The sequence below is a fragment of the Streptomyces sp. NPDC031274 genome, assembly GCF_055570235.1.
Window position 1 is genome coordinate 25549 of sequence record NZ_JBVIHP010000043.1, and the last position, 23990, is coordinate 49538.

Genomic DNA, 23990 nt, shown 5'->3' on the forward strand with positions numbered 1-23990 from the left:
CTACGGGGAGGGGAGCGGGCCGATGCCCCTCATCTCCCGCACGGGCGCGGGCGCCTTGCGGGAGCGATACGGGGAGGAGGTCAGCGAGCGGGGCGCGGGGGCACTGCCGCGTACGCGAGGAAGGGGGCCCAGCTGCTGTTCGCGAAGGCGAGTCGGGGGCCGAGGGTGTTCTTGGAGTCGCGTACGTGGATGATGCGGGGGGTGGGGGCGGAGATCTCGACGCAGTCGCCGGGCGCGCTGCTGTCGCTATGGCTGCTCTTCCGCCAGGCCACCTCTACGCAGGAGTCAGCCTCGCTGCTGTCGCTGTAGCTGCTCTTTCGCCAAGCCACTTCGACGCAGTCGGACCCCGGCTCGTTGCTGCTGTAGCTGCTCTTGAACCACTCCAGCTCGGAGCCGTCTTCCGTAATGGAGTTGATGCTCATGCCTCTCCCAGCAGTTTCGCGATGAAGGCAACTGACTCTCGTGGAGTGAGAGCTTGCGCCCGGATGCTTCCATACTGCATCTCCAAGTACTGCACCTCCTTGGGAGTGGTCACGAGACGGCTGATGTGCTGCACCTCCGCATAACCAAGGGTGGAGCCCCCCTTGAGCTTGAAGAGCCGGAAGGAGCCACCTAGCCCCGCGTGATCGTCACGGTCGGTGGGCATCACCTGGATCTCGACGTTGCGCAACTCGCCAACGTTCAGAAGCCGTTCCAGCTGATTCCGGTGGACCATTCTTCCCCCGATCGGCCGCCGGAGCGTCACCTCTTCCTGTACGAAGCTGAAGACGGGCTCGGGCTTCGCCTGGTCGATGATCTGCTGCCGGGCCATTCGAGCTCCGACCTCTCGCTCGATGATCTCCTCGGAGAGCAGCGGTCGGCGCATGCCGAAGATCGCCCTGGTGTAGTCCACCGTCTGCAACAGTGCGTGGATCGTGTGATTGCTGTAGGCCCCGAGCTCAACGGCCTGTGCCTCCAGCTTCGCCAGATCCCGAACCTTCTTGGGATAGCGGGCCTCAGCCAAGTCCTCCCGCATCGCGGCAATCTTCCCGCCCGCACCGAGTGCCTCATCCGCCTTGATCAGGAACTCCGGCCGAGGAATCCGCTTCCCACGCTCGATCTTGTAGATCAGGTTCTCGCCGTACCCAACGGCGCGCCCGAATTCGGCAGCCCCCAGCCCCGCTGCTTCCCGCCAGAGCCTGATCTGGCGGCCGACGGCGACCACCGTCCCCGACTCGTCCTCCGGATCGACGTCCCAACCGGGCTCATCCGTACCGTCAGTGTTCACCGCGTCCACCTCCGCCGTGCCGCCCGTCCCCAACGGTTCCTACGTACGGAGCGTCACGCCGGACAGGCTGTACAGGTCAGGACAGCCGCTGGACAGTCACGTACGCATGGGCGTCATCGCTGTTCAGCGTACGCACGCCCGGCCACGCTGAGTGACATGAACGAGGAACTCACCCAAACCAGCGCCCCCACCCACAAGTTCACCGTCCTGCTCACCGCAACGCGAAGAGGCGCCCGCCTGGCCCGGCTGCTCACGGAGCGTCAATTGGCGGACTGGGAGGCGCCATCCGAGCCTGCGCACCGCGCTGAACACATCACCGCCGAACTCGCGGCGAACGCCGCCCTGCACGGGCGAGTGCCGGGGCGGGACTTCCGGCTGGCCCTGACCCTGACCCTGGCACTGGACGCGACCCGCACTCTCCGCATCGCGGTGACCGACGCCCTCGGCGACCGGCACCCCCGTATCCCGGACCCGGCCGGAGGCCACGCGGAAACAGGCCGGGGTCTGGTCATCGTCGCGGCGTTCGCGGACCGTTGGGGTGTCGAGGAGGGCCCCGGCCCCTGCAAGACGGTCTGGGCGGAAGTGAGCCTGCCGCCGGAACCGGGTCGTGGCCGGGCGTGACCCGGAAACGCCCGACGCCAAAGACAAAGAACCAGGTAAAAGAACCAGGCGAAGGGCTTGGGGGAAACCCCACCCCGCCTCGCCCCACCCCGCCCGTATCGCGCCGTCACTCAGAAGAGTGATCATTGCCAACTCGACTGGCGATCAAGGAACTTGTTAGGCCACTGTCGGCGCTGCCGGGCTGTCGCGACTGGATGCGATCCGCCCTGCCTCGACCCACAACCGAATGCGACATGAGACGGCCCCCGCCGGGACTGCAATCCCGAACGAGGGCCTGACCACCAAGGAAGCAAGGACCCTTCCCGATGACTGAGCAGCACCCTAACGCGCCTGCGCGTCCCTCCTCCGACCGTTTCCGCCGATCCAGCCGATCCAGCCGAACGCGGCCAGGCATCGGCCACGTGTGCGAGCCGCACACCGAGCGGTTCACCGTCGTCGGCAACGCTCTGGCCCAGCACGCCGAGCTCTCCCTGACGGCGATCGGCCTCGCGATCCATATCCAGTCGCTCCCGGACGGAACCCCGGTCAGCATCAAGGCGCTGGCGGCGAAGTTCCCCGAAGGGGAGACGCGCATCGCCTCCGCTCTGCGGGAGCTGGAGGCGCACGGCTACCTGTCTCGGATCAAGGAGCGCCTGCCGTCCGGGCAGATCGTGACCCGGACGATCTCGTACAACGTCCCGCAGAGGTCGGGAGCATCGGAAGGACCGGAACACCCGCAGGCCCCCACACCCCACCTCGAACTGGCACCGCAGCCCGAGGAGCCCGAGGAGTCCGAGGAGTCAGAGGCGCCAGGGGAGCCCGAACCACCGGCCTACGAAGCACCCGGCAACCCGGCCGCCCCCAAGCCGACGGAGCCGACGCAGCCGACGGGGTCACGCCACCGCACCGCCGCCGCCGACCTCCTGAGCGGCCTCCGCGCGCTCTCGCCGCGTCTGCTGCTCGCCGAGCGCGACGTATGCCGTCTCGTACCGGCCGCCGTCGCCTGGCTGGAGCGCGGGGTGGTCCCCGCCGACGTACAGCGGGTCCTCGCAACCGACCTGCCACCGGAACCCCTGCGCCACCCGGCCGCCTTCCTCGCCCACCGCCTCACCGCCCTGCTGCCCCCAGCCGTCCCCCGTGCGCCGAGGGCGACCCGCCCCGATCCGCTCCAGACCTGCGAAGGCTGCGACCGCGCCTTCCGCTCCCCTGAGCCGGGCCAGTGCCGAGCCTGCAGCTACTCCGGCGCGACCGCAGCATAGGAAGTACCGGAAGTGAATCCCGTGACCAGCGCTGTCCCAGCAACACACCGCCGACTCCGCCGGTACCGTACGAGGACCGAAGCATCCGCACCGGAGGTCACCGTGAGCGCCCAGCCCGACGGCCCGTACGGGCCGCTGATCCCCATGCCTGAGCTCACTCCGGACGCGCTGCGGGCAGCCGTCGCCCGCATCGCCCCCAGTCGAATCCCCGCCCTCACGGAGCACCTCTTCGAGGCCACGACGAACGCTCAGCAGTCCCAGAGCCTTGCGCCGCTGCGGGCCTTCGTGCACTCCTGGGCCGTGTTCGTCGCGACCGAACGGCATCCGGCGCGTGCCGCCCGGCTGCGTACGCTTGAGCGGATCGTGGACGCCGGGGAGCAGGACCCGACGGCTGCCATCGCGGAGATCCGTGCGATCCGCGAGTCGGCAGAGGCAGAGGCAGGGCTGTGACGGACTGGTCCTGGGACTACAACCCGAGTGCCGAGTACGTCACTGACGGGTTGCCGCCCGGAGTCGTGGCCGAGGTCGAAAGGCTCGCGACTGAGCTGGCCGCGCTCGGGCGCGACGCCGTGAGAGTCGGCAGGCCTGTCGACCGAGAAGGCGGCCTTCGCGAGTTCGACCTTCTGGGAGGGCGGGGCTTCATCAGCTTCCTCGCGGTGCCGCGCCACACATGCGTCTACCTCTGCAACGTCACCTGGTACGGCTGAGCCGAGCGGCCGGACAAGACCGCCCCCCTGTGTCCCCTGTGTCCACGGTCATGTGGTCATGGAATGGACGTTTCCACAGCCCTGTGTAGATCCATGAAAAGCCCTGGTGAAGGCCGGTCAAAAGTGATCTGAAGGGCGTCTCCTTAGATATCGCATCGACCCTGAACCGACTGTTCCCGGTCGATTACAGTGCTGCGCAGAAGTGCGGGAAGCGCAGGGGGCGAGCCAGGAGAGGAGGTGCCGTGAGCACCGCAGCAGCCACCGGAGTCTGGGGTCGCGCCGAGCAGCAGGACTTCCGCAGCCGGGTGCGCGGCACGCTGCTCGGGGGCGCCGTCGGAGACGCGCTCGGCGCACCCGTCGACTCGCTGAGCCTCAAGGCGATACGCGAGGCGCACGGCGCCGAAGGGCTCACCGAACCCGCCCCCACGCACGGCAGGCGCGGCGCCGTCACCGCCGCCACGCAGCTCACCCTCTTCACCGTCGACGGACTCATACGCGCCCAGGTGCGGCGCGACACCGGCGCCTGGCATCCGCCCACCGATCTGCACCGCGCCTACCGCCGCTGGGCGGCCACCCAGAGCGACTGGGGGCCCGACGAGCGGCGCAAGGAAGACGGGTGGCTGGCCCGCGAGGAGTGGCTCTACTCGCGGCGGTCGCCCGCCCGCTCCTGCCTGCTGGGGTTCGGGGACGAGAAAATGGGGACGCTGGAGGCTCCCAAGAACCCGGAGGAGAAGGGGGCAGAGGCCGTCACCCGGTCCGCGCCCTTCGGGCTCCTGGTCGGGTGGGAGCCGCAGCTGGTGCTGCAACTGGCCGTGGAGTGCGCGGTACAGACGCACGGCCACCCCACGGCCTACCTCGCGGCCGGCGCGCACACCGTCATCGTGCACGGGCTCGCCCGTGGGGAATCCCTGGACGGCGCCATCCAGCGGACGCTCGCGCTCCTTGCGGCGAGACCAGGCCATCAGCCCGTGACCGACGCCCTGAAGCACGCCCTGGGGGCCGTGCGGCAAGGGATGCCCAACCCGTCGCGGGTGGAGGAGCTGGTCGGCGACGGCGGCGCGGAGGGCGCGCTCGCCGCCGCCGTCTACTGCGCTCTCGTGGGCGAGGACATCCGCCACGGGCTGCGACTCGCCGTCAATCACGGGGGCGCGTCCGCTGCCGCCGGAGGACTCTGCGGGGCGCTGCTCGGCGCGCTGCACGGCGAGACCGCGCTGCCTCCGGGCTGGCTCACCGAGCTGGAGGGGCGGGCCACGATTCTTGAGCTCGCGGACGATTTCGCCATGGAGATGACACAGGGGCCCGCACTGCACGGGCCCGCGGTGTCGTCGCCGGGGTGGTTGGCGAAGTACCCGCGGGCGTAGGCGGTAGGCGGTAGGTAGTACGTAATAGGCAATAGGCAATAGGCAATAGGCAATAGGCGATAGCAATACGCCGCCGGGCGGGCTGGAGGGTGTCCAGCCCGCCCGGCGTTCGAGCACGAACGAACTCGGCGGAGCCGGTGATTACTTCAAGCGGCCACGAGGGGCGACCGCTTCGTCCGCCTCTCCCGCCGGTGCCGGAACAACCGCGGCGCTCCCGGCGGAGCCGTCGTCATCCGTATTGATCTTCTCGATGATCGCGTCCCGCTCCGGAGTGTCCTCCGGCTTGATGTAGCCGACCGCGATGTAGAGGATCAGCGAGACCGCCAGCGGGATCGAGACCTGGTACTCCAGGGGCACTCCGCCCTCGACGTTCCAGTTGATCGGGTAGTTGACCAGCCAGAAGGCGAGCAGACCCATCGACCAGCTGGTCAGCGCCGCCGTCGGTCCCGACTTGCGGAACGTACGCAGCAGACCCAGCATCATCGGGATCGCGATCGGACCCATGAGGCCCGCCACCCACTTGATGACGACCGTGATGATGTCCTTGAACGCGGGGGAGTTGACCTGCGTGGCCACCGCCATCGACAGGCCGAGGAAGATCACCGTCGTCAGGCGCGCCGCGATCAGACCCTTGCGGTCGTTCCACGCCCTGGCCTTCTCGGACATGACGGGCGCCACGTCCCGCGTGAACACCGCCGCGATCGCGTTGGCGTCCGAGGAGCACATGGCCATCGTGTGCGAGAAGAAGCCGACGATGACCAAGCCCAACAGGCCGTGTGGCAGGAGCTGTTCGGTCATCAGGGCGTACGAGTCGGAGCCGTCGGGCTTCTGCGCCTTCACCAGGAGCGGGGACATCCACATGGGGAAGAAGAGGACGACCGGCCACACCAGCCACAGGATCGCCGAGAGCCGGGCCGAGCGCGTGGCCTCGCGGGGGCTCGACGTGGCCATGTAGCGCTGGGCCTGGTTGAGCATGCCGCCGTTGTACTCGAAGAGCTTGATGAAGAGGAACGCCAGCAGGAAGATCGTTCCGTACGGGCCGACCAACGGCTCACCGTGGCCCGCGAGTTCCGGCTCGTCCCAGACGCCGAAGAAGCCGCCGTGGTCGCCGAGCTTGGAGACCACCGCCACGAACATCGCGACACCGGCAAGGAGCTGGATGATGAACTGGCCAAGCTCGGTGAGCGCGTCGGCCCACAGGCCGCCGATGGTGCAGTAGACGGCGGTGATCACGCCGGTGATCAGGATGCCCTGGTTGATCGAGATGCCGGTGAAGACGGAGAGCAGTGTGGAGATGGCGGCCCACTTTGCGGCCACGTCCACGATCTTCAGGAGCATGCCGGACCAGGCCAGAGCCTGTTGGGTCTTCAGGTTGTAGCGGTTCTTGAGGTATTCGAGCGGCGATGCCACATGCAGTCGCGAGCGCAGCCGGTTGATGCGGGGCGCGAAGAGCTTCGAACCGATGGCGATGCCGAGCGCGATCGGGAACGACCAGGTGATGAAGGACGTGACGCCGTAGGTGTACGCGATGCCCGCGTACCCGGTGAACATCACCGCGCTGTAGCCCGACATGTGGTGCGAGATGCCGGAGAGCCACCAGGGCATCTTGCCGCCCGCGGTGAAGAAGTCGCTGACGTTGTCCACGCGCTTGTGCGACCAGACGCCGATCGCGACCATGATTCCGAAGTAGCCGATGAGCACGGCCCAGTCGAGACTGTTCATGTGCCCCCTCCAGGGGTCCGCCTTGTGAACTGCGCTGACATGCCGTGCACTTCGCCAGTTTCGTGACGTACGGACGTGGGCGGCCTGAAGTGCCCGCTCATCGTGGGTTCGGGCGTACGCCGCGGACAACCGCCCGTGAGGTCAAGAGAACGTAAAATCGTTCTGTTTGCTGACCTGCGTTCACATACTTGATCCTGTGAGAGCGGCCTCCACGGGCTCCTGGGCCGACGTCGACGTCTTCGGCTGAGCTCCGCAGTTCTCGGTCAAACTCTGGCCTGTTGTCCGTCAGGAGGTTTGCTCGGCGCCATTCATCCGTCCGAGTGGTCAGCGCGGAACGCTTCTCAGGGGTGATCTTGGCCGGGTGAGCATGGGTCCGATACCTCGTTGCCATCCCTTTCCCAGAAGGCGGGTAAAGCCATGTCTGTTGACGGAACCGCGGAGACCCCGTTCGCGCTCGGCGCCGATGACCTCGTGAAGCTGGACGCGATCCGGGAAGCGATGCTGGACCCGTCGCCGCGCCGGGTCGGCCGTATGGACCAGTGGGGCCTGGCCGACACGTACGAGACGTACGCGGAGATCGCCCGGTACTCGGAGGTCTCGCTCACCATGCCGGACGGGACGGTCCTGGACGCGTCATTGAGCGTTCCGCGCGATCTCGCACCCGGACAGACCTGTCCGGCGGTCGTCCTGCCCGCCCCACTGATCAATATCGGGCACCGGGCCTACCTCGGCATGATCTCCCGCTGGGCGCTGGGCGGCTACGTCGTCCTGGCCTACAGCCAACGCGGCCTCGCCAGGTCCACGGGGGAGATCCACGTCGCCGGACCGCAGGATGTCGCCGACGCCACCGAGGTCATCGACTGGCTGATCCAGCAGGACGGTGTCGACGCGGACCGGATCGGGTTCTTCGGTTCCTCCTACGGCGCCGGGACGAGCCTGCTCGCGGCCGCGAAGGACCCGCGGATCAAGGTCGTCGCGGGCACCAGCGCCTGGGCCGACCTCTTCACCTCGCTGTACGAGAACGGCACCCGCCACCTCAAGGCGTTCGAGGCGCTCGTGCAGCTCTTCGGCGAGGACCGGTGCTCGCAGGAGTTCCGCGAGGTCATCCAGAAGATCCGCGCCAACACCATCGACGACCAGGTCGGGGAGTTCGCCGCGCAACGGTCGCCCAAGAACCACCTGGACGCCTACAACGACGCCGCGACACCCATCCTGCTGACCACCGCCTGGCACGAGACCATCTTCTCGGTGCCCGCCGTCATCGACTTCCACAAGCATCTGACCGGGCCCAAGACGCTCCTCGTCCAGGTCGGCGACCACGGCAACGCCGAACTCCCGGGCTTGGCAGGCCTCCCCGCCAAGCCCACCGACATGGCCTACCGGTGGATGGACCAGCACCTCGGCGGCAACGCCGGCGACGGAGCGGCTCCGCGGTTCGACGTCCGCTCGGAGTACATGTTCAACCCCCTCTCCGACCTCCGCCACTCCTCCTGGGACGACTACGCCCTGCCGAAGAAGCGGTTCCACCTCGCCGACGCGCCCGCCGGACAGCGCGACGGGCAGCTTTCCGAGAGCGACCCGCAGGCGGGATGGACCCGTTCGGTGAAGGCCACCGGCAAGGGCACCGACATCGTCGTCGCCCCCAAGCTCGTACAGACCGGGCTGGCCGAACGCCTGGGCCTGCCGCACGTCTACAAGACCGCCGAAATCGACCGCGGCCTGGCCGCCGTCTTCACCACCACGCAGCTGGAGCAGTCCTCGCGCGTCCGCGGCGAGCTGGAACTGCGGGTGACGGTGAAGTCGCAACAGGCGGACGCCACGATCGTCGCCTACCTGCTCGACACCGACCCGGCCACCGGCAGGGCCCACATCATCACCCACGCCCCCTACTCCTTCACCGCCGAGCACACGGGCGAGGCCGTGACCGTGGCCATCCCCCTCCAGCCCGCCGACTACGTCGTGCCCAAGGGCCACCAGCTCCAGCTGGTCATCGACACCCACGACCCCTTCTTCGCCTACGACACCACCACGGCCCCGGTGTTCACCATCGACATCACCTCCCCGACCGGCGCCGAGTCCTACCTCGACATCCCCATCCGCCCCGTCGACTGACAGTGAGGGCGAGCACCCGCTCCGCAATCAAGCAGGGGGGGCGGGTCTCGTCCGGAGGTGATCACCGGCCGACTGTCCGCCAACCAGAGGTGATCACCGGCCGACTGCCCACCAGACGCGCCGGTTGCGCAGTACTACGGGCGGACCGACGCCGTGCGCACCGTTCCGCCCCGCGCGACGCCTACCGCATCAACTCGCCCGCGTTCACCAGGAGCGACTGGCCCGTGATCGCCCGCGCCCTGTCCGACGCGAGGAACACCGCCGCGTCCGCCACATCCCCGTCCGTGGCCAGCTCCGGCAGCGCCATCCGTTCCGCGAGGCGGCCCAGCACCTCGTCCTCCGGCACGCTCTCGGTGTGCGCGGTGAACTGGACGTACGCCTCGACCGGCGGGCCCCACATCCAGCCGGGCAGAACCGTGTTGACCCTGATCCGGTCCGGACCCACCTCGTGGGCGAGGGAGTACATCGCCGACGTCAGCGCGCCCTTCGACGCCGCGTACGCCGCCTGCCGCACCTGCGAGGGCGCCGCGACGGCCGACTGCGTGCCGATGAACACCACCGAGCCGCCGCGCTCCTTCAGTGCGGGGATGCAGGCCCGGGTCATGCGCAGCGTGCCGAGCAGATTGACGTTGATGACCTGCTGCCAGGTCGCGAAGTCCGCGTCCTGGATGCCTCCGAAGTGGCTGTCCCAGGCGGCGACATGGACCACCGCGTCGATCCCGCCGAAGCGCTCGCGCGCCAAGAGCGCCAGGGCCTCGCACTGGGACTCGTCGGTGATGTCGGTCGCGCGGTACGCCGTGCGCGAGCCCTCGGGGTCGATCTCCTCGGCCGACTTGGCGAGGTTCGCCTCCGTGCGCGCCCCGAGGACGGCGCGCCCGCCGTCGCGCACCACGGCCGCCGCCACCTGATGGCCGAGGCCCGCACCGACCCCGGACACGACGACGGTCTTTCCTTCGAGGAGCGACGGCATGGGGCGCCTCCCGGCTCTGGCAGTTTTGCTGACGGGGCGTCAGAGTATGGGCGTCCACCGGAGGAAGGAAGAGGGAGGAAGGGGAGAGGCATGAGTGACGACACCCGCGAGAACACACGCGAGCACTCGCCCGACGACACCCGCAGCGAGGTCTACGGCGAGCTGGCCGCCGTCGGACCCTACGGCGTGCGTCCGGGCCACGCCCTGATCACCATGGTCGAGCCGCACCCGGGCCACGAGTACGCGTACAACCGCTGGTACGAGGACGACCACTACTACGCCGGCGCGATGGCGATGCCCTGGATGTACGCGGGCCGCCGCTGGGTCGCTCCCCGAGAGCTGCAACTCCTGCGCTACCCCGAGAAGTCAGCGGTCGCCCAGCCCGTGACCGCGGGCTGCTACCTCTCCACGTACTGGGTCACCGAAGGCCGCTACGACGAGCACATGAAGTGGACCGTCGGCATCAACAAACGCCTCAACCGCGACGGCCGCGTCTACCAGGACCGCACGCACGTGTTCACGGCCTTCCAGGACCACGAGGCCACCGTCTATCGGGACGGGGCGGCGGGGCCCCGCGACTTCCACGCGCTCGACCACCCTTACCAGGGCCTCGTGCTCGAAGTCATCGACGTCGAATCGAGCGGATCCGGTGATTCCGGTGGTGCGTGTGGTGCGGGGGATCCGGGTTATTCCGGTGAGCGGCGAGCTGAGTTGCTGGAGTTTCTGCGCGCCAAGCAGTTGCCGCGCGTCCTCGCCGGATCTCCCGCCGCGATGGTGACGATCTTCCGGCCGACTCCGCTGCCGGGGGACCGTATGACGTACGTGAAGCAGGTCGAGGGAGTCGATACGCGGCTTACGCTGCTCTGGTTCCTGCAGGCCGATCCGCGCGAGTGCTGGCAGGAGCATTTCGCCGGGCGGGCGGAGGCGGTGGCGGAGTCCGGCCTCGGGCGGGTGGAACTGGTGGCGCCGTTCATTCCCACGGTCCCGGGAACTGACCTGTACGTCGATCAATTGCGTTAGCGATCAATTGCGGTAGCTGATGATCCGGGTGAGATGGGTAGGGCCGAGCCCCCTCGGCCGGGACGGCGGGCCAGTCGAGAGGGCTCAATCGGTTCTGCTTATGAGGTTGTTGAGCGCTCGCTGGTCCCGTGGAGCTGATGGATCTGATGGAGCTGACGGGGCTGATGTGCGAGGAGGTGCGGAACGCGCAGGAGATACGTATCAGCCGAGGTGTGATGTCTCCCGGCCGACCTCGGAGACGAACGCGCGCCATGAGTCGGAGGGAAAGGCGAGGACGGGCCCCGCGATGACCTTCGAGTCCCGGACGGAAATTGCGCTTGCAATCGGGGACTTGACCTCGACGCAAGCGCCGTTTCCCGTGGAATACGAGGACTTGACCCATGTATTCGTAGCGCCCTGATGAATTGCCATGGTTACTCCGGTTTGCCCAGTGGGTGAGTTGCGGTCACCGCGGAGAGCGGCTGTGCCAACATGTGGTGCTTGATGGCGTGAATGACGCTACTCGCCAACATCGCCGAGTGAAGGGAGCGTTCACTCGACCGGATGGCATATTCCACTGGGCCTTCCGCCTCGCCGAGGGAAAGGTGTACCGTGCCGAAACTTTTTTCTGGCGGGCGGTCGCGTACGCGGTGTACGCCCTAGCGCGCGTACTCTTTCGCGATGTCTGCGATGAGTTGGCGTGATTGATCCACATTCAGGGCCTGTGCCCGCAAATGCTCGTACATCACGCTGTACTGCTGGACGTCGTTCGCCTTCTCCAGATAAAGATCGCTCGTGACGCCCTCGATGTAGACCACGCTGGAATCCGCGGCGTCCGGGAACTCGAGAATCGCGTACTGGCCGTTGAGGCCCGGGTGCGCGCCCATTTCGAAGGGAATCACCTGGACGGTCACGTGCGGCAGTTGGGACTGCTCCACGAGATGTTCCAGCTGCTCGCGCATCAGATGCCGGGAGCCGACCACGCGGCGCAGCGCGGACTCGTCAAGGACGGTCCACAGGCGCAGGGGGTTCTCCGGGGCGTTGATGCGCTCCTGGCGGCGGACACGGACCTGGACGCGCTTCTCGATGTCCGTCGGCGTGGTCTCCGGCAGCGCGCCGGTGATGAGGGCCTCCGCGTACGCACGGGTCTGGAGCAGACCGGGGACGACCTGTGGGTCGTACACGCGCAGGGATGCCGCGTCCGTCTCGAGACCGATGTAGACGCTGTACGGAATGTCGCCGAAGGAGTGCCACCAGCCCTGCTGGCGCGAGTCCTTGGCCATTTGCATGAGCGAGTCGACGATGCGGTGGTCCTCGACCTCGTAGACCCCGCAGAGATCGCGTACATCGCGCTGGCTGATGGAACGACGGCCGTTCTCGAGGCGGCTGATCTTCGACTGCGAGACCAGCAGGCGCTCGGCGACCTCCTCGGCCGTCATGCCCTTGAGCTCGCGGAGCCTGCGGAGCTCCTGGCCCAAACGGCGTCGCCTGACGGTGGGATTGACACTGGACGCCACGGGACGTGCACCTCCGACTACATGCCTCTACTTTGCGTATCTGCTGTTGAGCAGAGTGCCACCTACGCGTCGCGTACCGCTGGGAAACAGCCGATGTGAAGTGCGAAGTGAAGTGTGAGAAGCGCGAGAAGTGCGAGGCGCGATGCGACGCGAAGACGAACGTTGAGGACTGGTGTGAAGGGGGCGGCCCGGCTGCGGGGCGCCAAGGTGTGTGGCCGCGCGGGGCGTTGGTACCGGTGTCGTCGTCCGGACGTTCCGGTGCCAGTGCCCCGCGCGGCCCAGCGGCTCCCGTACCGGGTCTGGGGGACTGCGGTGCGGCGTTGCTGTTGCCGTACTGCGGTGAGTCTTTTGCTGCTTGCTGCCGACTGCCTACTGCTTGCTGTCGACTGCTTACTGCTTACTGCCTACTGCCTACTGCTTGCCACTTGCTTCTTACTGCGGTCGATCAGCCGTGATCGTGCTCAGTAGGCCACGGCGCGTGCCATGGACCCGCGGCGTGGCTGCATCGGGACCCCGCCGGGTTCCGGTGCGGTCCTGGCCGGCTGTCGGCCACCGACTGGTCCACCTGGTCCGCCTGGTCCACCCGGCCCACCCGGACCCGCTGGGGCCGGGCTACGGCGCGGCTGAGCGGCCACACCGTTCTGGACGTCCATCACGGCGTGCGCCACGAGGCCGCCCATCGGGTCGTGCCTGATCAGGTCCCGGAGACGGGAGCGCGATGAACGCCCCTCGTTGCCGGGGTACAGGTGCTTGCCGAGTCCCACTGCGTGAGCGAGCGCGGCGAGCGCCGCGGTCCGCGGGTCCGGCGGGACGCCGGTGCGGATCGCACTGTCCAGTCGGGACCTGATGTCCCGGCTGATTGCCGTGTCCGTCGCTTGGTAGCGAGTCGTCGGCAGCACTCCGCACATCTGGCCCGAAACGGCATGCACCATGCCGCACCGCTCCAGGTGCGCGAGGTAAATCTGGCGCAGCCCCAGTCGGGGCCCGCCAATCCAGTGGACTGCCCGAACCGGACTGCCGCGCCTGCGCAGCAGTTCCAGTGCGGAGTCCAGAGTCGGATCTCCGGTCGGCCGTGGCATCACCACGGCGATACGATCCCCGTCTGGGGCTATCCGTCCGGCCAGCGCCAGCTCCACTAGCTGTGCTCCGGCCAGACCGAGGTCGAGCGACTGCGGCTGCGCTGTGGTACCCGTGGCCGGGTCCAAAGCGAGCAGCAGAAGCTCCTCCGGAATTGTTCTGCGGCTCCTGCCCATCCATGCCTCCCCGCGTGGATGAATGACAGGGTGACCCCTCTCACATTGGTCTGTCGAGAGTGCGTGACCGGTAAGTACGGGAACCAGTAGGTATGTCGTTCTCGTCTACCACGGGGGTTAAGCCCCCACACAGGACACTGGTACATGGTTCGGACAGCGGGTCCGGCCATGTTTTGGCGCAACGGCAACGCGAGCGGCATGGCGTACGAGGAGGCATCGGTGGCGGGCGAGACCCCCGACAGGTCGAAGCAACGGAAGTCGTCGGGGAAACCGACGGGGGCAGAACCGTCAGTGCCGGCGCCGACGCCGGAGGGACGCGACCCCCGCCTTGCGGTGGCCCGCGAGGTCCCCGCGGCGCGGGAGGACACGGCGACGGCGGTCTTCTCGACGAAGGCGGTGTCGGAGGCGTCGTCATCGGCGTCGTCATCGTCATCGGCGCCGTCGGCGGCGGCGAGTGGGGCCGCCGGTTCCGGGGAATCCACCGGTTCCGGGGAGTCCGAGGCTTCCAGGGATTCCGGGGACGGGGATTCCACCGAGGGCGCGGAAGGCTCCCAGGGCGCTGAGAGCGCCGAAAGCGCCGAGAGCGAGCCCAAGGGCGGGAAGAACGGCGACGCGCGTCTGAGGGCCGCTGTGGCGGCGTGGGTGGCCTCGGCGGACGAGGACGCTGAGGGCGGCTCTTCCGGCGAGGCCGATGCCGATGCCGCGGGTGACGCTGACGGCTCGGCTGGGTCCGGCGACTCCGAGGAGCCTGCCGACGGGAACAGTTCCTCCGACGACGACGCACCGGCCGACGCAGAGGTTCGCTCGGGCGACTCGGGCGACTCGGGCGACTCGGGCGCGGCGGGCGACGCAGACGACGCTGACGACGGGGACGCGGCTTCGGCCGACAGCGCCGACGGCACCGACAGCTCTGGTGCGGCCGACGAGCCTGCGGGCACGGACGCTTCCGCCGGTGACGCCGGTGACGCCGGTGACGCCGGTGAAGCCGACGTGGCGGACAGCCCCGAGGACGCCGTGCCTGACGACGTTGCCAAGCCCGCCGTCGGCGGGGGCGCGGCGAAGGACTCTGCGAAGAGCCCCGCCAAGGACTCCGACGAGCCCAAGGACTCAGACTCCACCGAGGGCGACACCAAGGCCTCGGCCGACACCAAGGACTCGACCGAGACCAAGGACTCGGCCGACACGGCCGACGGCAAGTCCGCGACCGAGGACCCCGAACCCCCCACCGGCGGAGTCGACCAGGCCACCGCCGTCTTCAAGGCGCCGCCGCCCCCGAAGTCCGTCGACCAGCCGACCACCATGCTCAAGCTGGGCGACCACAAGCCCGGAGCGAAGAAGCCCGAGGGCAAGGGCACCGCCGAGCCGGAAGACAAGCCGCAGGACAAGCCGCAGGACAAGCCCGCCGACAAGGCCAAGCCCGAAGCGAAGCCGACCGCGAAGCCGACCGCAGAGCCAACTGCAAAGCCGAGCGCAAAGCCCACCGCAAAGCCCACCGCTAAGCCGGAGGGTGAAGCCGAGCGCACCAGCAAGTTCGTCGCGCTCAAGCCCCTCGACGGCGCCTCGCCCAGCGGCGGCGCGCAGCCCCCGGCCAAGCCGACCACCCCCGCACCTGAGGCGGCCACGCCCCCGAAGGCGCCGGGCAATGCGGGCCCCGAGCGCACCACCCAGCAGCCCCTGCCGCCGAGGCCCCCGCTCGACCTTCTCGCCGAGCTGACCAACACCCCGCCGCCGCCCGAGACCCGGGTCCGCACCACCGTGCGGCGCGTCAAGGTGTGGACGCCGCTGGTGCTGCTCCTGGTGATCGTCTTTGCGGTCGTACAGGCTGTGCGCCCGCTGCCGACGCCGACCCTCGCGCTGACCACGAAGGAGACCGTCTCCTTCGACGGAGGCAAGCCGTCCATGCCGTGGCCGAGTCAGGGCCAGGCGGCGATGGACGTCAACGGCATCGGGACGTTCGGGACGTCGGGCGACCAGAAGCCCGTGCCGATCGCGAGCATCGCCAAGGTCATGACGGTCTACCTGGTCCTGCGTGACCACCCGCTGAAGAGTGGCAACAACGGCCCGAAGATCCCGGTCGACGCCGCGGCGGAGAAGCACTACGAGACGGGCAAGGCGGAGAACGAGTCGGTCGTCAAGGTCTCCGAGGGCCAGAAGATCACTCAGTACGAGGCGCTCCAGGCGGTCATGCTGCCGTCCGCGAACAACATCGCCAAGCTGCTCGCCCGCTGGGACACCAAGAGCGATTCCGAGGACGAGTTCGTCGCGAAGATGAACAAGACCGCCAAGGAACTCGGCATGAAGAACACCCACTACACGGACCCGAGCGGCCTCGACAAGACGACCGTCTCCACCGCCGAGGACCTCGTGAAGCTGGGCCGGGCCGCGATGGAGGACCCGGTCTTCAACGAGATCTCCCGCCAGCCCAGCTACAAGGACCTCAACGGCGACAAGCAGAACAACTTCTTCGGGCTCGTCCCGACGGTCGCCATCGGCATCAAGACCGGCACCACCACCGCGGCGGGCGGCAACATCCTCTTCGCCGCGGAGAAGAAGGTCGGCGGCCAGACCCGCACGATCATCGGTGCCGCCCTCGGCCAGTACGGGCGTAACGGCACGGCGAACATCGACGAGGTCACCGGGGCCACCCGCAAGCTCATCGAGGCCGGCCAGGGCGCGCTCACGGCCAAGACGATAGTGAAGAAGGGCGACGTCGTCGGTCACGTCGACGACGGTCTGGGCGGCACGACACCGGTCGTCGCCACCAAGGACGTCGCCGCCGCGGGCTGGTCGGGCCTGACCGTGAAGCTGAAGCTCGGCGACAAGGCGGGCGATACGGTTCCGCACTCGGGGAAGGCAGGCACCGAAGTGGGTGTGCTGAGCGTCGGTGACGGCAAGGACGGCGCCGTGGAGGTGCCCGTCGCGCTCCAGAGCGACCTCAGCGAGCCGGGCTTCGGCGCCAAGCTGAAGCGCGTCGGCTGAGACATACGCTGGCCGACGTACAAGCAGGGCAGTACGAGCAGGACGTACAAGCACGGCAGTACGAGCACGACTACAAAGCAGGACGTAAAAGCAGGACGTACAAGCACAACGCAGGGCCCGGAGAGAGCGCCCCACCCTCGGCTCCCTCCGGGCCCTGCGTGCTAGCGTCACAAGCTCGGGGGCAGTACACCGGGGCTGGGCGACGGGGTGTTCCGGGACGGACCCTCCGGCAAGACCCACGACCACGACCTACGCCCCCGGACGGACAGAACGACACGGGGAGTGCCGCAAGTGGCCACAGCGGAGCCGACGCGAGCCGACGACGCCGATCCTGATTCCGGCACCGGTGGCGGCACCCGCACCGGGGCGCGAATAAAGCTGCCTGCCCAGCGCGGGGACGAACCTGTCGTACCCGAGCGGGAATCCAAGTGGATGCGGTTCCTGAGGCACCCCGTGACCATCGCGACGGTCACCGCGGCCGTTCTGCACGTCCTGTGGTTCTTCATCTTCGCCAACAGCGGCGGAGACCTCGCCGCGCAGGACGCCTGGGCCGAGTTCGTCGGACGGCACCCCGACTCCGCGTACAACCTCGCCTGGTACGGCGGGATGCACCCGGTGTCGTACAGCGTCGTATCGCCGTATCTGATGTCCGTGCTCGGCGTCCGGACCACGATGATGATCGCCGGGACGATCTCCGCGGCGATGCTCACGATGATCCTGGTCCGCAGCCGCGCGGTGAAGCAGCCGCTGTGGCCCGCGCTCGCGGGTGTCTTCGCGCTGTTCTGCAACGCGGTGTCGGGGCGCGTGACGTACGGCCTCGGCCAGATGTTCGCGCTGATGGCCGTCGCCGCTGTCTTCTGCTGGCCCTACCGCTGGCGTTACAAGCGGTGGGCGAAGGCACTGGTCGCCGCGCCGTTCGCCGCGCTCGCGACCATGGGAAGCCCGGTGGCAGGCCTCTTCGTGGGCATGGTCGCCGTCGCGCTCTTCCTCAGCAAGCGCTACCCCGGCGCGTACGCGCTCGGCCTCGCGCCCGCCGTCGTCGTGGGCATCTCGGCGTGGCTCTTCCCGTTCTCCGGTACGCAGCCGATGTCGTTCGGGTCGGCCTCGCTGCCCCTGCTCTTCTGCGCGTTCATCTTCTACGTCGTACCGAAGCAGTGGAAGACCGTGCGGATCACCACCGTCGTGTACGCGCTCTTCGTGCTCGGTGTCTGGCTGATCAACTCGCAGATCGGCTCCAACATCACCCGCCTCGCGATGTCCTTCGCGGCGGTCGTGCTGCTCGCCGCCCTGCCGTTCGCCGTTCCGAAGACCCGCAAGTGGTACGTGATCGTCGTGGGGCTCGCCGGATTCGTCGGCTGGGTCGGGTTCAAGGCGGGCGACGACGCGGTGCACACGACGCCCGTCGCCTCGTGGACGCGTGAGCTCGCGCCGCTCGTCAACGAGCTGCAGGAGGTCGGCGCGGACAAGGGCCGCGTCGAGGTCGTGCCCGCGCGCAGCCACCGCGAGGCCTCCGCGCTCTCCCCCTACGTGAACCTCGCCCGCGGCTGGAACCGCCAGGCGGACATGGAGCGCAACCCCCTCTTCTACGACGACACCCTGAACTCGGCGAACTACCACGAGTGGCTCCAGCGCTGGTCCGTGCACTTCGTCGTGGTGCCCAATGGCGAGCCCGACGGCGACGGCGGCAAGCGCGAGGCCAAGCTGGTCGAGAGGGGCCTGCCGTATCTGAAGCAGGTCTGGGTGGACTCCAACTGGCAGCTGTACGAGGTCACCGACCCGACTCCGCTGGCCGATCCGCCCGCGGTCGTCGACCGTGCCGAGGCGGGCGGGATGACGATCGAGGTGAAGAAGGCGGGCCGCGTCCTGATCCGCGTCCCGTACTCGCCGTGGCTCAGCATCGTCGACGCCGAGGGCAAGGGCCTTGAGGGGCCGAAGGAGACCGACGCGTCAAAGCGGCAGCGGGAGCTCGACGAGAACACCCCCAAGAAGTTCGACAACCTCAACGGCTGCCTGATGGAGGCCGAGGAGGACGCCGAGGGCGACAAGTGGACCGAACTCCTGGCCCCGGGCCCCGGGGTCTACCGCCTCGCCGCCCCCTACCAACTGCCACGCGGCACGGCCTGCCCGGAGGAGATGCGGGAGAGCGCGCGCTAGCTGTGGCACTAGCTGCGCGCAGGACGAGGGCAGCCGGGCGTCAGCCGTAGTAGGCCTGCGCCTCCAGCCACCGGCGGTGCCTGCCGCGTCGTACGAAGACGATGATCGCGATGCCGCTGCCCGCGAGGAGGCCGAGGAGCGGCACGACCACGGTCACGACGATGCCGCCGACGAAGGACGCGAAGTCGGCGTCGTCGCCGGGCGCGAAGGTGAGGGCGCCGCGCGGGTCGTCGCACTTCACGCGGTAGTCCGCGGCCGTGTCCGCCTTGAGCACGAACACGCGCTCCCACTCGACGCTGCCCCTGGTCACGCTGAAGCTGCTGTCGGGCGTGGTCACGCGGGGCGCGGCACCGTAGGGCCCTAAGACGACTTCGCAGTGCGCACGAGCGACGACGGGATTGCGCACGTAGATGGCGGCGTCGTCATCGGGTCCCATGCGCAGCGTGACGGACTGCCCGCTCGTGAACGCCTCGCTGTCGTCGACGGAGTGCACCGCCGCGGTGAACGTCAGCACGAAGCTGGCGATGCCGATGCCCACGCAGACCGCCGCGATGACTCCCGCGACGACGAACCACCGCACCCGGGGCCGTAGTTGCCCCGAGTCGATGCGGGGTGGTGGCCCGGGCGGCGGCCCATAGGGATACATAGCGGAACGATGGCAGCAGGCCGGTGGTTGGGGAAGGGACCTGAGGATGAGCGGCTATGAGTCTTGGGAGCCCACCTTTGAACCTCTGTTGGTCTCGTGAACCTCGGGCAGCGGTTTCAGCATCGGCTGCTCGGGGCTCCAGGTTTCTGCCCGGCACAACGTCATCCACCGGGTGGGCGCAGGGCCCGACGTGCCGAGAGCCGCACTGACACAGATCGTCAACTGATTGATTCTCTCGGAGCTGGTCGCTGTCCTGGTCCTGCGAAAGGGTTCCAGGGAGGCGGCAGTGCGGCATTCGCGCACTCGATCTGTTGCCGCGCCGAGTGTTCAGGCACATCCACGAGAGAAGGAAACACACCCCCTATGCGCGCCCTTGTGGTGGATCACAGTGAGGCCGGGCCCATCCGGTTCGCCGATGTCGATGAGCCCGTACCGTCCACCGGTGAGGCGCTGGTGGAGATACGGCACATCGGTCTCAACTTCGGAGAGCTGAATTACGTGCACCAGTGGCCGGCCGGCGCTGTGCACGGTCACGACGCGGCCGGCATCGTGGTGCGCGCCGCATCCGACGGCTCGGGGCCGCCCGAAGGTACGCGCGTCGCCGTGGGAATGGCTCCCCACGCGTGGGCGGAGCGGGTGGCAGTCAGCCCCGCCTCGCTCGGCACCGTCCCCAAGGGCGTGGACCTGGCCGACGCCGCCGCGCTGGGGATCGCCGGGGTCACCGCATTCCGGGTGCTGCGCAAGCGTTCCCTGCTGGCGCGCGACGTGCTGATCACCGGCGCCAGCGGGGGCGTGGGGCACTTCGCCGTCCAACTGGCGGCGCTGGCGGGTGCCCGGGTGACGGCACTCGTCGGTTCGCCGGAGCGGGCCGCCGGACTCCGTGAACTCGGCGCCGACAGGGTCCTGACCGACCTGGCCGACCTGGCCGATCTGGCCGATCTGGCCGAGACCGGGGACCGGTTCGACCTCGTGCTGGACACGGTCGGCGGGCCGCTGGTGGCCCAGGCGTGGAGTTCCCTCGCCGAGGGCGGCACCATCCACCTGGTCGGTTACTCCTCGGGACAGGAAACCACCTTCCCGGCAGGGGCCTTGTTCGGCTTCGGTGAGCCCCGCAGCATCGCCACGTACGGCGACATGACACCGACCGGCGGGGAGCTGACGGACCTGCTGGGCCTCATGGCCGCCGGGAGGCTCTCGGCACCGGTCGGACTGCGAGGCGACTGGAAGGGCGTGGACGACGCCGTCCAGGCGCTGTTCGCGCGGAAGGTGCACGGAAAGGTCGTTCTTGACGTGGCCTGAAGCTGTGGACGAGGACACATGCGCCGTCGGCCGTGGTCCGTCGGCTGTGGGCTGTGGGCTGTGGTCCGTGGTCCGTCGGTGGGCGGTTCGCGGCGGTGGACGAGAATGGACCCATGGATGTGCTGGCGGAGGTCTTGCGTGTTTCGGGTGCGCGTGGGGCGCTCGGGGTCATGCTGAAGGCCGGAGGAACCTGGGGCCTGTGGCTGGACTCCTATCCAGGAGCGGCACTGCACGTGGTGTCCCGCGGCACCATGTGGCTCCACGTCCCAGGCGAGAAACCTCTTCAGGTGCAGGCCGGAGACGCCGTCCTGGTGTCGCCGGGCACCGCACACGGGGTAGCCGGCGGCGCCGGCGTGACGATGGGTTCCTGCGACCGTGAGGCGGCGGCCCGGGCTTTTGGCGATGGCCGGGCCCTGCGGCTGGGCTCGGCGCCGGTGCAGACGGAAGTGATCGTCCTGCACTATGAGCAGGACCCGGAGGTACGCACACCGGTGCTTACTTCCCTGGCTCGGCCGATGCACGTCACAGCCCGGGAGAACGCGCAGCTCAGAAGGACCGTCGAACTTCTCGCTGCTGAGCTCGCACAGCCGCAGATCGGCACCACCGCCGCCATCAACAGCATCGTCGACCTTCTGCTCGTCCAGTTCGTACGCGCCTGGCTGGCCCGCCACCCGCAGGAGCAGTCCGGCTCATGGCTGGGAGCGATGCGTGATCCGGTCGTGCGCGACGCTCTGGCCTGTGTCCACGCCCAACCGGAACACCCCTGGACCACGGAGACCCTGGCCGCCGCGACGAGCGTCTCCCGGGCGACGCTGTCCAGGCGTTTCCGGTCCGCCCTCGGACAGACGCCGGGCGCGTACGTGACGCAGTGGCGCATCGACCTGGCGTCCGTCCGGCTCCGCGATACCGATGAGCCGGTCGAGTCGATCTCCGGCGCGGTCGGATACGGATCTCCGCACGCTTTCAGCCGTGCCTTCAGACGTGCCCGAGGCGCGGCCCCGGGCGAGTACCGTTCTCGACTTCGCAAGTGATCCGGCAAGCACGGTGCCGTACTCGCCGTACTCGCCGTACTCGCCGAACTCCCGTCCCTCCGGGTTGCGGCCGAAGTCGGTGAGATCCACCATCCGGGTCTCGTTGCGGCGCAGGCCGTAGGCGTCGTACGCGGTCTTGAACAAGGTGGCGTCCCTGAAGGCGGGCAGCCAGGCTTTGCGGCCCATGCGGCCCATGCGGCCCATGCGGCGAACGCGCAGGGCTTCCTCGTCGGCGTGGTCGAAGAACGCTAACTGCCGGGCACGGCGGGCTCCTTCAGGTACTCATTCCCCTTCCTCTCCCCCTTCCCCTTCCCCCGCGCTGCCACCGTCGCCGTCCCGGCTGGCTCGTCCTTCACGTAGTCCCGCCAGATCCGTACCGGAAAGACGTTCCCGTGCTGCGAACTCTTGCCGCCCACGCCCGACATGGGCAGCAGCTCCGGCTTGTCCGGAGTGGTGCGGAACATCGTCACGGCGGTCGACGAATGTTCGGTGGTGGCGGTGAACCAGGCCGAGCGGAGACGGTCCTGATCGCCGGTGCGTCCGGCGACGACCGGCTGATCGACCGCTGACATGCCGACACCCCGCATCGCGTCGGCGACCTCATCGGCCGTATCCGGATCCAACGCGCGCCGCACACCAGGCCGCGCGAGCCCGTCGACGTTCTCGTCGTCCTTGACGACCTTGGTCACCGAGTAGGGGTCGTGTCGCAGACCGCGGTTGGCGAAGGTGCTGTAGGCGCCTGCCATGCGGATCGCGCTGGGTGTCGACGTACCGATGGGGAAGGTCTTGTCCAGGCGCGCCATGCTGGCGTCGAGCAGCCCGGAGGAGACGGCGGTGCGCCGCACCTGCTCCCAGCCGACTTCCTTGCCGAGGCGTGTGTAGGTGGCGTTGCCGCCCTTCGCCAGGGCCTGGCCCAGGGTGGGGTGACTGGTGCCGTCCGGGCGGCCATCGTCGGAGCCACTGCCACTGCCACTGCCACTGCCGGAGCCGGGGCCTACAGCGCGCTTGGGCGTCACGGAACCCAGCAGATGGCCGCTGTCGTCGTAGAAACTGCTCGCCGACACCGGCTGCCACCACTTGCCGCGCCCGCCCGACGCCCCTGTACCGATGCCGTGATCGAGGGCGGAGGCCAGGACGAAGGGCTTGAAGGCGGAGCCGACGGGGACGCCGGAAGTGTCGGCGTTGTTGGTGAAGTGCTTGGTGGCGTCGGCGCCCCCATACAGGGCGACGATGGCGCCGTCGGTCGGCCGCACGGAGGCGGCGCCCACCTGCACCCCCTTGTCGGCGACGCGCTTCTTGGGGTCGATGTCGCGGTCCAGGACGCGCTCGACCGCGCCCTTCAGGCGCCGCATCCTGTCCTTGTCGAAGGTGGTGTGGATCTTGTATCCGCCGTGGGCGAGGTCCTTGTCGGTGAGCGAGGTGTTCTGCTTGATGTACCTGTTCGCGACGTCGACGAGATAGCCGGTCTGCCCGCCGAGGCTGGTGGCCCGGGACTGCTTGTGGGGCTCGGGGTAGTCCGTGAACTTCTCGCGCTCGTCGCGCTCCATGAGTCCGGCCTTGACCTGCCGGTCGAGAATCCACTTCCAACGGGCCACGGAACGTCGGTGATTGGCGCGGCTCGCGGAGGGATCGTACTGCTCGGCACCTTTCAACAGGGCGGCAAGAGCGGCCCCCTGACTGGCATTCAACTCCTTGGCCGGGATGCCGTAATAGGCATGGGCGGCGGCTTCGATGCCGTAGGCGCCACGCCCGAACCAACTGGTGTTGAGGTACCCCTGGAGGATCTCCTCCTTGCTCTTCTTCCGGTCCACCTTCAACGCGATGACGAACTCCTTGACCTTCCGCGTCACCGTCTGGTCCTGGGAGAGGTACGTGTTCTTCACGTACTGCTGGGTGATGGTGGAGCCGCCCTGCGTCTCCTGGCCGCGGACCATGTTGACGGCGGCGCGGGCGAGGCCCTTGGGCGAGACGCCGGAGTCGCTGTAGAAGGTGTCGTTCTCGGCGGCGATGACGGCGTTCTCGACGGCATCGGGAATCTCGGAGAGCCGTACGTTCTGCCGGTTCACCTCACCGGTACTCACCATCTGGGTGCCGTCGGCCCAGTAGTAGACGTT

The 23990-nt window shown here is 68.6% G+C and carries 20 protein-coding genes; 11 read left to right on the top strand and 9 right to left on the bottom strand.

What is annotated here, in order from left to right:
* Nucleotides 1-80: 80 nt before the first annotated feature.
* Together ACZ5CR_RS41360 and ACZ5CR_RS41365 are read right to left on the bottom strand one after the other, a co-directional pair.
* The gene (locus ACZ5CR_RS41360; RefSeq protein WP_468867695.1) at nt 81-422 is read right to left on the bottom strand and encodes a DUF397 domain-containing protein; all 342 of its coding nucleotides are present in this window, start codon (nt 420-422) and stop codon (nt 81-83) included.
* Complete coding sequence (locus ACZ5CR_RS41365; RefSeq protein WP_468867698.1) at nt 419-1267, bottom strand: helix-turn-helix domain-containing protein; 849 nt, start codon at nt 1265-1267, stop codon at nt 419-421. The genes ACZ5CR_RS41360 and ACZ5CR_RS41365 overlap by 4 nt, the downstream gene beginning before the upstream one ends.
* Before the next feature lie 156 nt (nt 1268-1423).
* Here ACZ5CR_RS41365 and ACZ5CR_RS41370 point away from each other — a divergent pair, with 156 nt between their 5' ends.
* From ACZ5CR_RS41370 to ACZ5CR_RS41390, 5 genes are all read left to right on the top strand, one after another.
* Complete coding sequence (locus tag ACZ5CR_RS41370; protein ID WP_468867700.1) at nt 1424-1888, top strand: ATP-binding protein; 465 nt, start codon at nt 1424-1426, stop codon at nt 1886-1888.
* Nucleotides 1889-2289: 401 nt separating this feature from the next.
* The gene (locus ACZ5CR_RS41375) at nt 2290-3126 is read left to right on the top strand and encodes a helix-turn-helix domain-containing protein (RefSeq protein ID WP_468867702.1); all 837 of its coding nucleotides are present in this window, start codon (nt 2290-2292) and stop codon (nt 3124-3126) included.
* A gap of 102 nt (nt 3127-3228) precedes the next feature.
* Nucleotides 3229-3576: a DUF6247 family protein gene (locus ACZ5CR_RS41380; protein ID WP_468867704.1), complete on the top strand. Its 348-nt coding sequence runs from the start codon at nt 3229-3231 to the stop codon at nt 3574-3576.
* The gene (locus ACZ5CR_RS41385) at nt 3573-3833 is read left to right on the top strand and encodes a hypothetical protein (RefSeq protein WP_468867706.1); all 261 of its coding nucleotides are present in this window, start codon (nt 3573-3575) and stop codon (nt 3831-3833) included. The genes ACZ5CR_RS41380 and ACZ5CR_RS41385 overlap by 4 nt, the downstream gene beginning before the upstream one ends.
* 242 nt (nt 3834-4075) lie before the next feature.
* A complete protein-coding gene (locus tag ACZ5CR_RS41390) occupies nt 4076-5194 on the top strand; it encodes an ADP-ribosylglycohydrolase family protein (protein ID WP_468867708.1) in 1119 nt (372 codons plus the stop codon).
* A 141-nt stretch (nt 5195-5335) separates the two neighbouring features.
* Here the strand turns inward: ACZ5CR_RS41390 and ACZ5CR_RS41395 are convergent, their stop codons facing one another.
* Nucleotides 5336-6916 carry a sodium:solute symporter family protein gene (locus ACZ5CR_RS41395; RefSeq protein WP_468867711.1) on the bottom strand — a complete coding sequence of 527 codons (1581 nt, stop codon included), beginning with the start codon at nt 6914-6916 and terminating at the stop codon, nt 5336-5338.
* A gap of 417 nt (nt 6917-7333) precedes the next feature.
* Here ACZ5CR_RS41395 and ACZ5CR_RS41400 point away from each other — a divergent pair, with 417 nt between their 5' ends.
* Entirely contained in the window at nt 7334-9028 is a 1695-nt protein-coding gene (locus ACZ5CR_RS41400) for a CocE/NonD family hydrolase (protein WP_468867713.1), read from the top strand.
* 181 nt (nt 9029-9209) lie between these two features.
* Here ACZ5CR_RS41400 and ACZ5CR_RS41405 read toward each other — a convergent pair whose 3' ends face one another.
* Nucleotides 9210-9998 carry an SDR family oxidoreductase gene (locus tag ACZ5CR_RS41405; protein WP_468867715.1) on the bottom strand — a complete coding sequence of 263 codons (789 nt, stop codon included), beginning with the start codon at nt 9996-9998 and terminating at the stop codon, nt 9210-9212.
* Between the two features lie 90 nt (nt 9999-10088).
* Here ACZ5CR_RS41405 and ACZ5CR_RS41410 point away from each other — a divergent pair, with 90 nt between their 5' ends.
* The gene (locus tag ACZ5CR_RS41410; protein ID WP_468867717.1) at nt 10089-11018 is read left to right on the top strand and encodes a hypothetical protein; all 930 of its coding nucleotides are present in this window, start codon (nt 10089-10091) and stop codon (nt 11016-11018) included.
* 201 nt (nt 11019-11219) lie between these two features.
* On the opposite strand, the gene ACZ5CR_RS41415 is transcribed toward ACZ5CR_RS41410, so the two are convergent.
* From ACZ5CR_RS41415 to ACZ5CR_RS41425, 3 genes are all read right to left on the bottom strand, one after another.
* On the bottom strand, nt 11220-11429 hold the full coding sequence (locus ACZ5CR_RS41415; RefSeq protein WP_468867719.1) for a DUF397 domain-containing protein: 210 nt from the start codon (nt 11427-11429) through the stop codon (nt 11220-11222).
* 227 nt (nt 11430-11656) lie between these two features.
* Nucleotides 11657-12514, bottom strand: coding sequence for a helix-turn-helix domain-containing protein (locus tag ACZ5CR_RS41420; RefSeq protein ID WP_389904897.1), 858 nt, complete (start codon nt 12512-12514; stop codon nt 11657-11659).
* 461 nt (nt 12515-12975) lie between these two features.
* Nucleotides 12976-13767, bottom strand: a complete 792-nt coding sequence (locus ACZ5CR_RS41425; protein ID WP_468867721.1) for a GOLPH3/VPS74 family protein — start codon at nt 13765-13767, stop codon at nt 12976-12978.
* A 144-nt stretch (nt 13768-13911) separates the two neighbouring features.
* Here ACZ5CR_RS41425 and ACZ5CR_RS41430 point away from each other — a divergent pair, with 144 nt between their 5' ends.
* Entirely contained in the window at nt 13912-16746 is a 2835-nt protein-coding gene (locus ACZ5CR_RS41430; protein ID WP_468867722.1) for a D-alanyl-D-alanine carboxypeptidase, read from the top strand.
* A gap of 291 nt (nt 16747-17037) precedes the next feature.
* A complete protein-coding gene (locus ACZ5CR_RS41435; RefSeq protein WP_468867724.1) occupies nt 17038-18900 on the top strand; it encodes an MFS transporter in 1863 nt (620 codons plus the stop codon).
* 40 nt (nt 18901-18940) lie between these two features.
* On the opposite strand, the gene ACZ5CR_RS41440 is transcribed toward ACZ5CR_RS41435, so the two are convergent.
* Nucleotides 18941-19546, bottom strand: a complete 606-nt coding sequence (locus tag ACZ5CR_RS41440; protein WP_468867726.1) for a hypothetical protein — start codon at nt 19544-19546, stop codon at nt 18941-18943.
* Nucleotides 19547-19909: 363 nt separating this feature from the next.
* Between ACZ5CR_RS41440 and ACZ5CR_RS41445 the strand changes: the two genes are divergently transcribed.
* Complete coding sequence (locus tag ACZ5CR_RS41445; protein ID WP_468867728.1) at nt 19910-20845, top strand: zinc-binding dehydrogenase; 936 nt, start codon at nt 19910-19912, stop codon at nt 20843-20845.
* Nucleotides 20846-20958: 113 nt separating this feature from the next.
* On the top strand, nt 20959-21876 hold the full coding sequence (locus tag ACZ5CR_RS41450) for an AraC family transcriptional regulator (RefSeq protein WP_468867729.1): 918 nt from the start codon (nt 20959-20961) through the stop codon (nt 21874-21876).
* A 248-nt stretch (nt 21877-22124) separates the two neighbouring features.
* On the opposite strand, the gene ACZ5CR_RS41455 is transcribed toward ACZ5CR_RS41450, so the two are convergent.
* Nucleotides 22125-23990, bottom strand: a 1866-nt coding sequence (locus tag ACZ5CR_RS41455) for a transglycosylase domain-containing protein (RefSeq protein WP_468867731.1), incomplete at its 5' end; no start/stop codon positions are given.

Coding starts and splice junctions, on each gene's coding strand:
- ACZ5CR_RS41360 (WP_468867695.1), bottom strand. CDS start 422: ATGAGCATCAACTCCATTACGGAAGACGGCTCCGAGCTGGAGTGGTTC.
- ACZ5CR_RS41370 (WP_468867700.1), top strand. CDS start 1,424: ATGAACGAGGAACTCACCCAAACCAGCGCCCCCACCCACAAGTTCACC.
- ACZ5CR_RS41395 (WP_468867711.1), bottom strand. CDS start 6,916: ATGAACAGTCTCGACTGGGCCGTGCTCATCGGCTACTTCGGAATCATG.
- ACZ5CR_RS41400 (WP_468867713.1), top strand. CDS start 7,334: ATGTCTGTTGACGGAACCGCGGAGACCCCGTTCGCGCTCGGCGCCGAT.
- ACZ5CR_RS41405 (WP_468867715.1), bottom strand. CDS start 9,998: ATGCCGTCGCTCCTCGAAGGAAAGACCGTCGTCGTGTCCGGGGTCGGT.
- ACZ5CR_RS41410 (WP_468867717.1), top strand. CDS start 10,089: ATGAGTGACGACACCCGCGAGAACACACGCGAGCACTCGCCCGACGAC.
- ACZ5CR_RS41415 (WP_468867719.1), bottom strand. CDS start 11,429: ATGGCAATTCATCAGGGCGCTACGAATACATGGGTCAAGTCCTCGTAT.
- ACZ5CR_RS41425 (WP_468867721.1), bottom strand. CDS start 13,767: ATGGGCAGGAGCCGCAGAACAATTCCGGAGGAGCTTCTGCTGCTCGCT.
- ACZ5CR_RS41430 (WP_468867722.1), top strand. CDS start 13,912: ATGGTTCGGACAGCGGGTCCGGCCATGTTTTGGCGCAACGGCAACGCG.
- ACZ5CR_RS41440 (WP_468867726.1), bottom strand. CDS start 19,546: ATGTATCCCTATGGGCCGCCGCCCGGGCCACCACCCCGCATCGACTCG.
- ACZ5CR_RS41445 (WP_468867728.1), top strand. CDS start 19,910: ATGCGCGCCCTTGTGGTGGATCACAGTGAGGCCGGGCCCATCCGGTTC.
- ACZ5CR_RS41450 (WP_468867729.1), top strand. CDS start 20,959: ATGGATGTGCTGGCGGAGGTCTTGCGTGTTTCGGGTGCGCGTGGGGCG.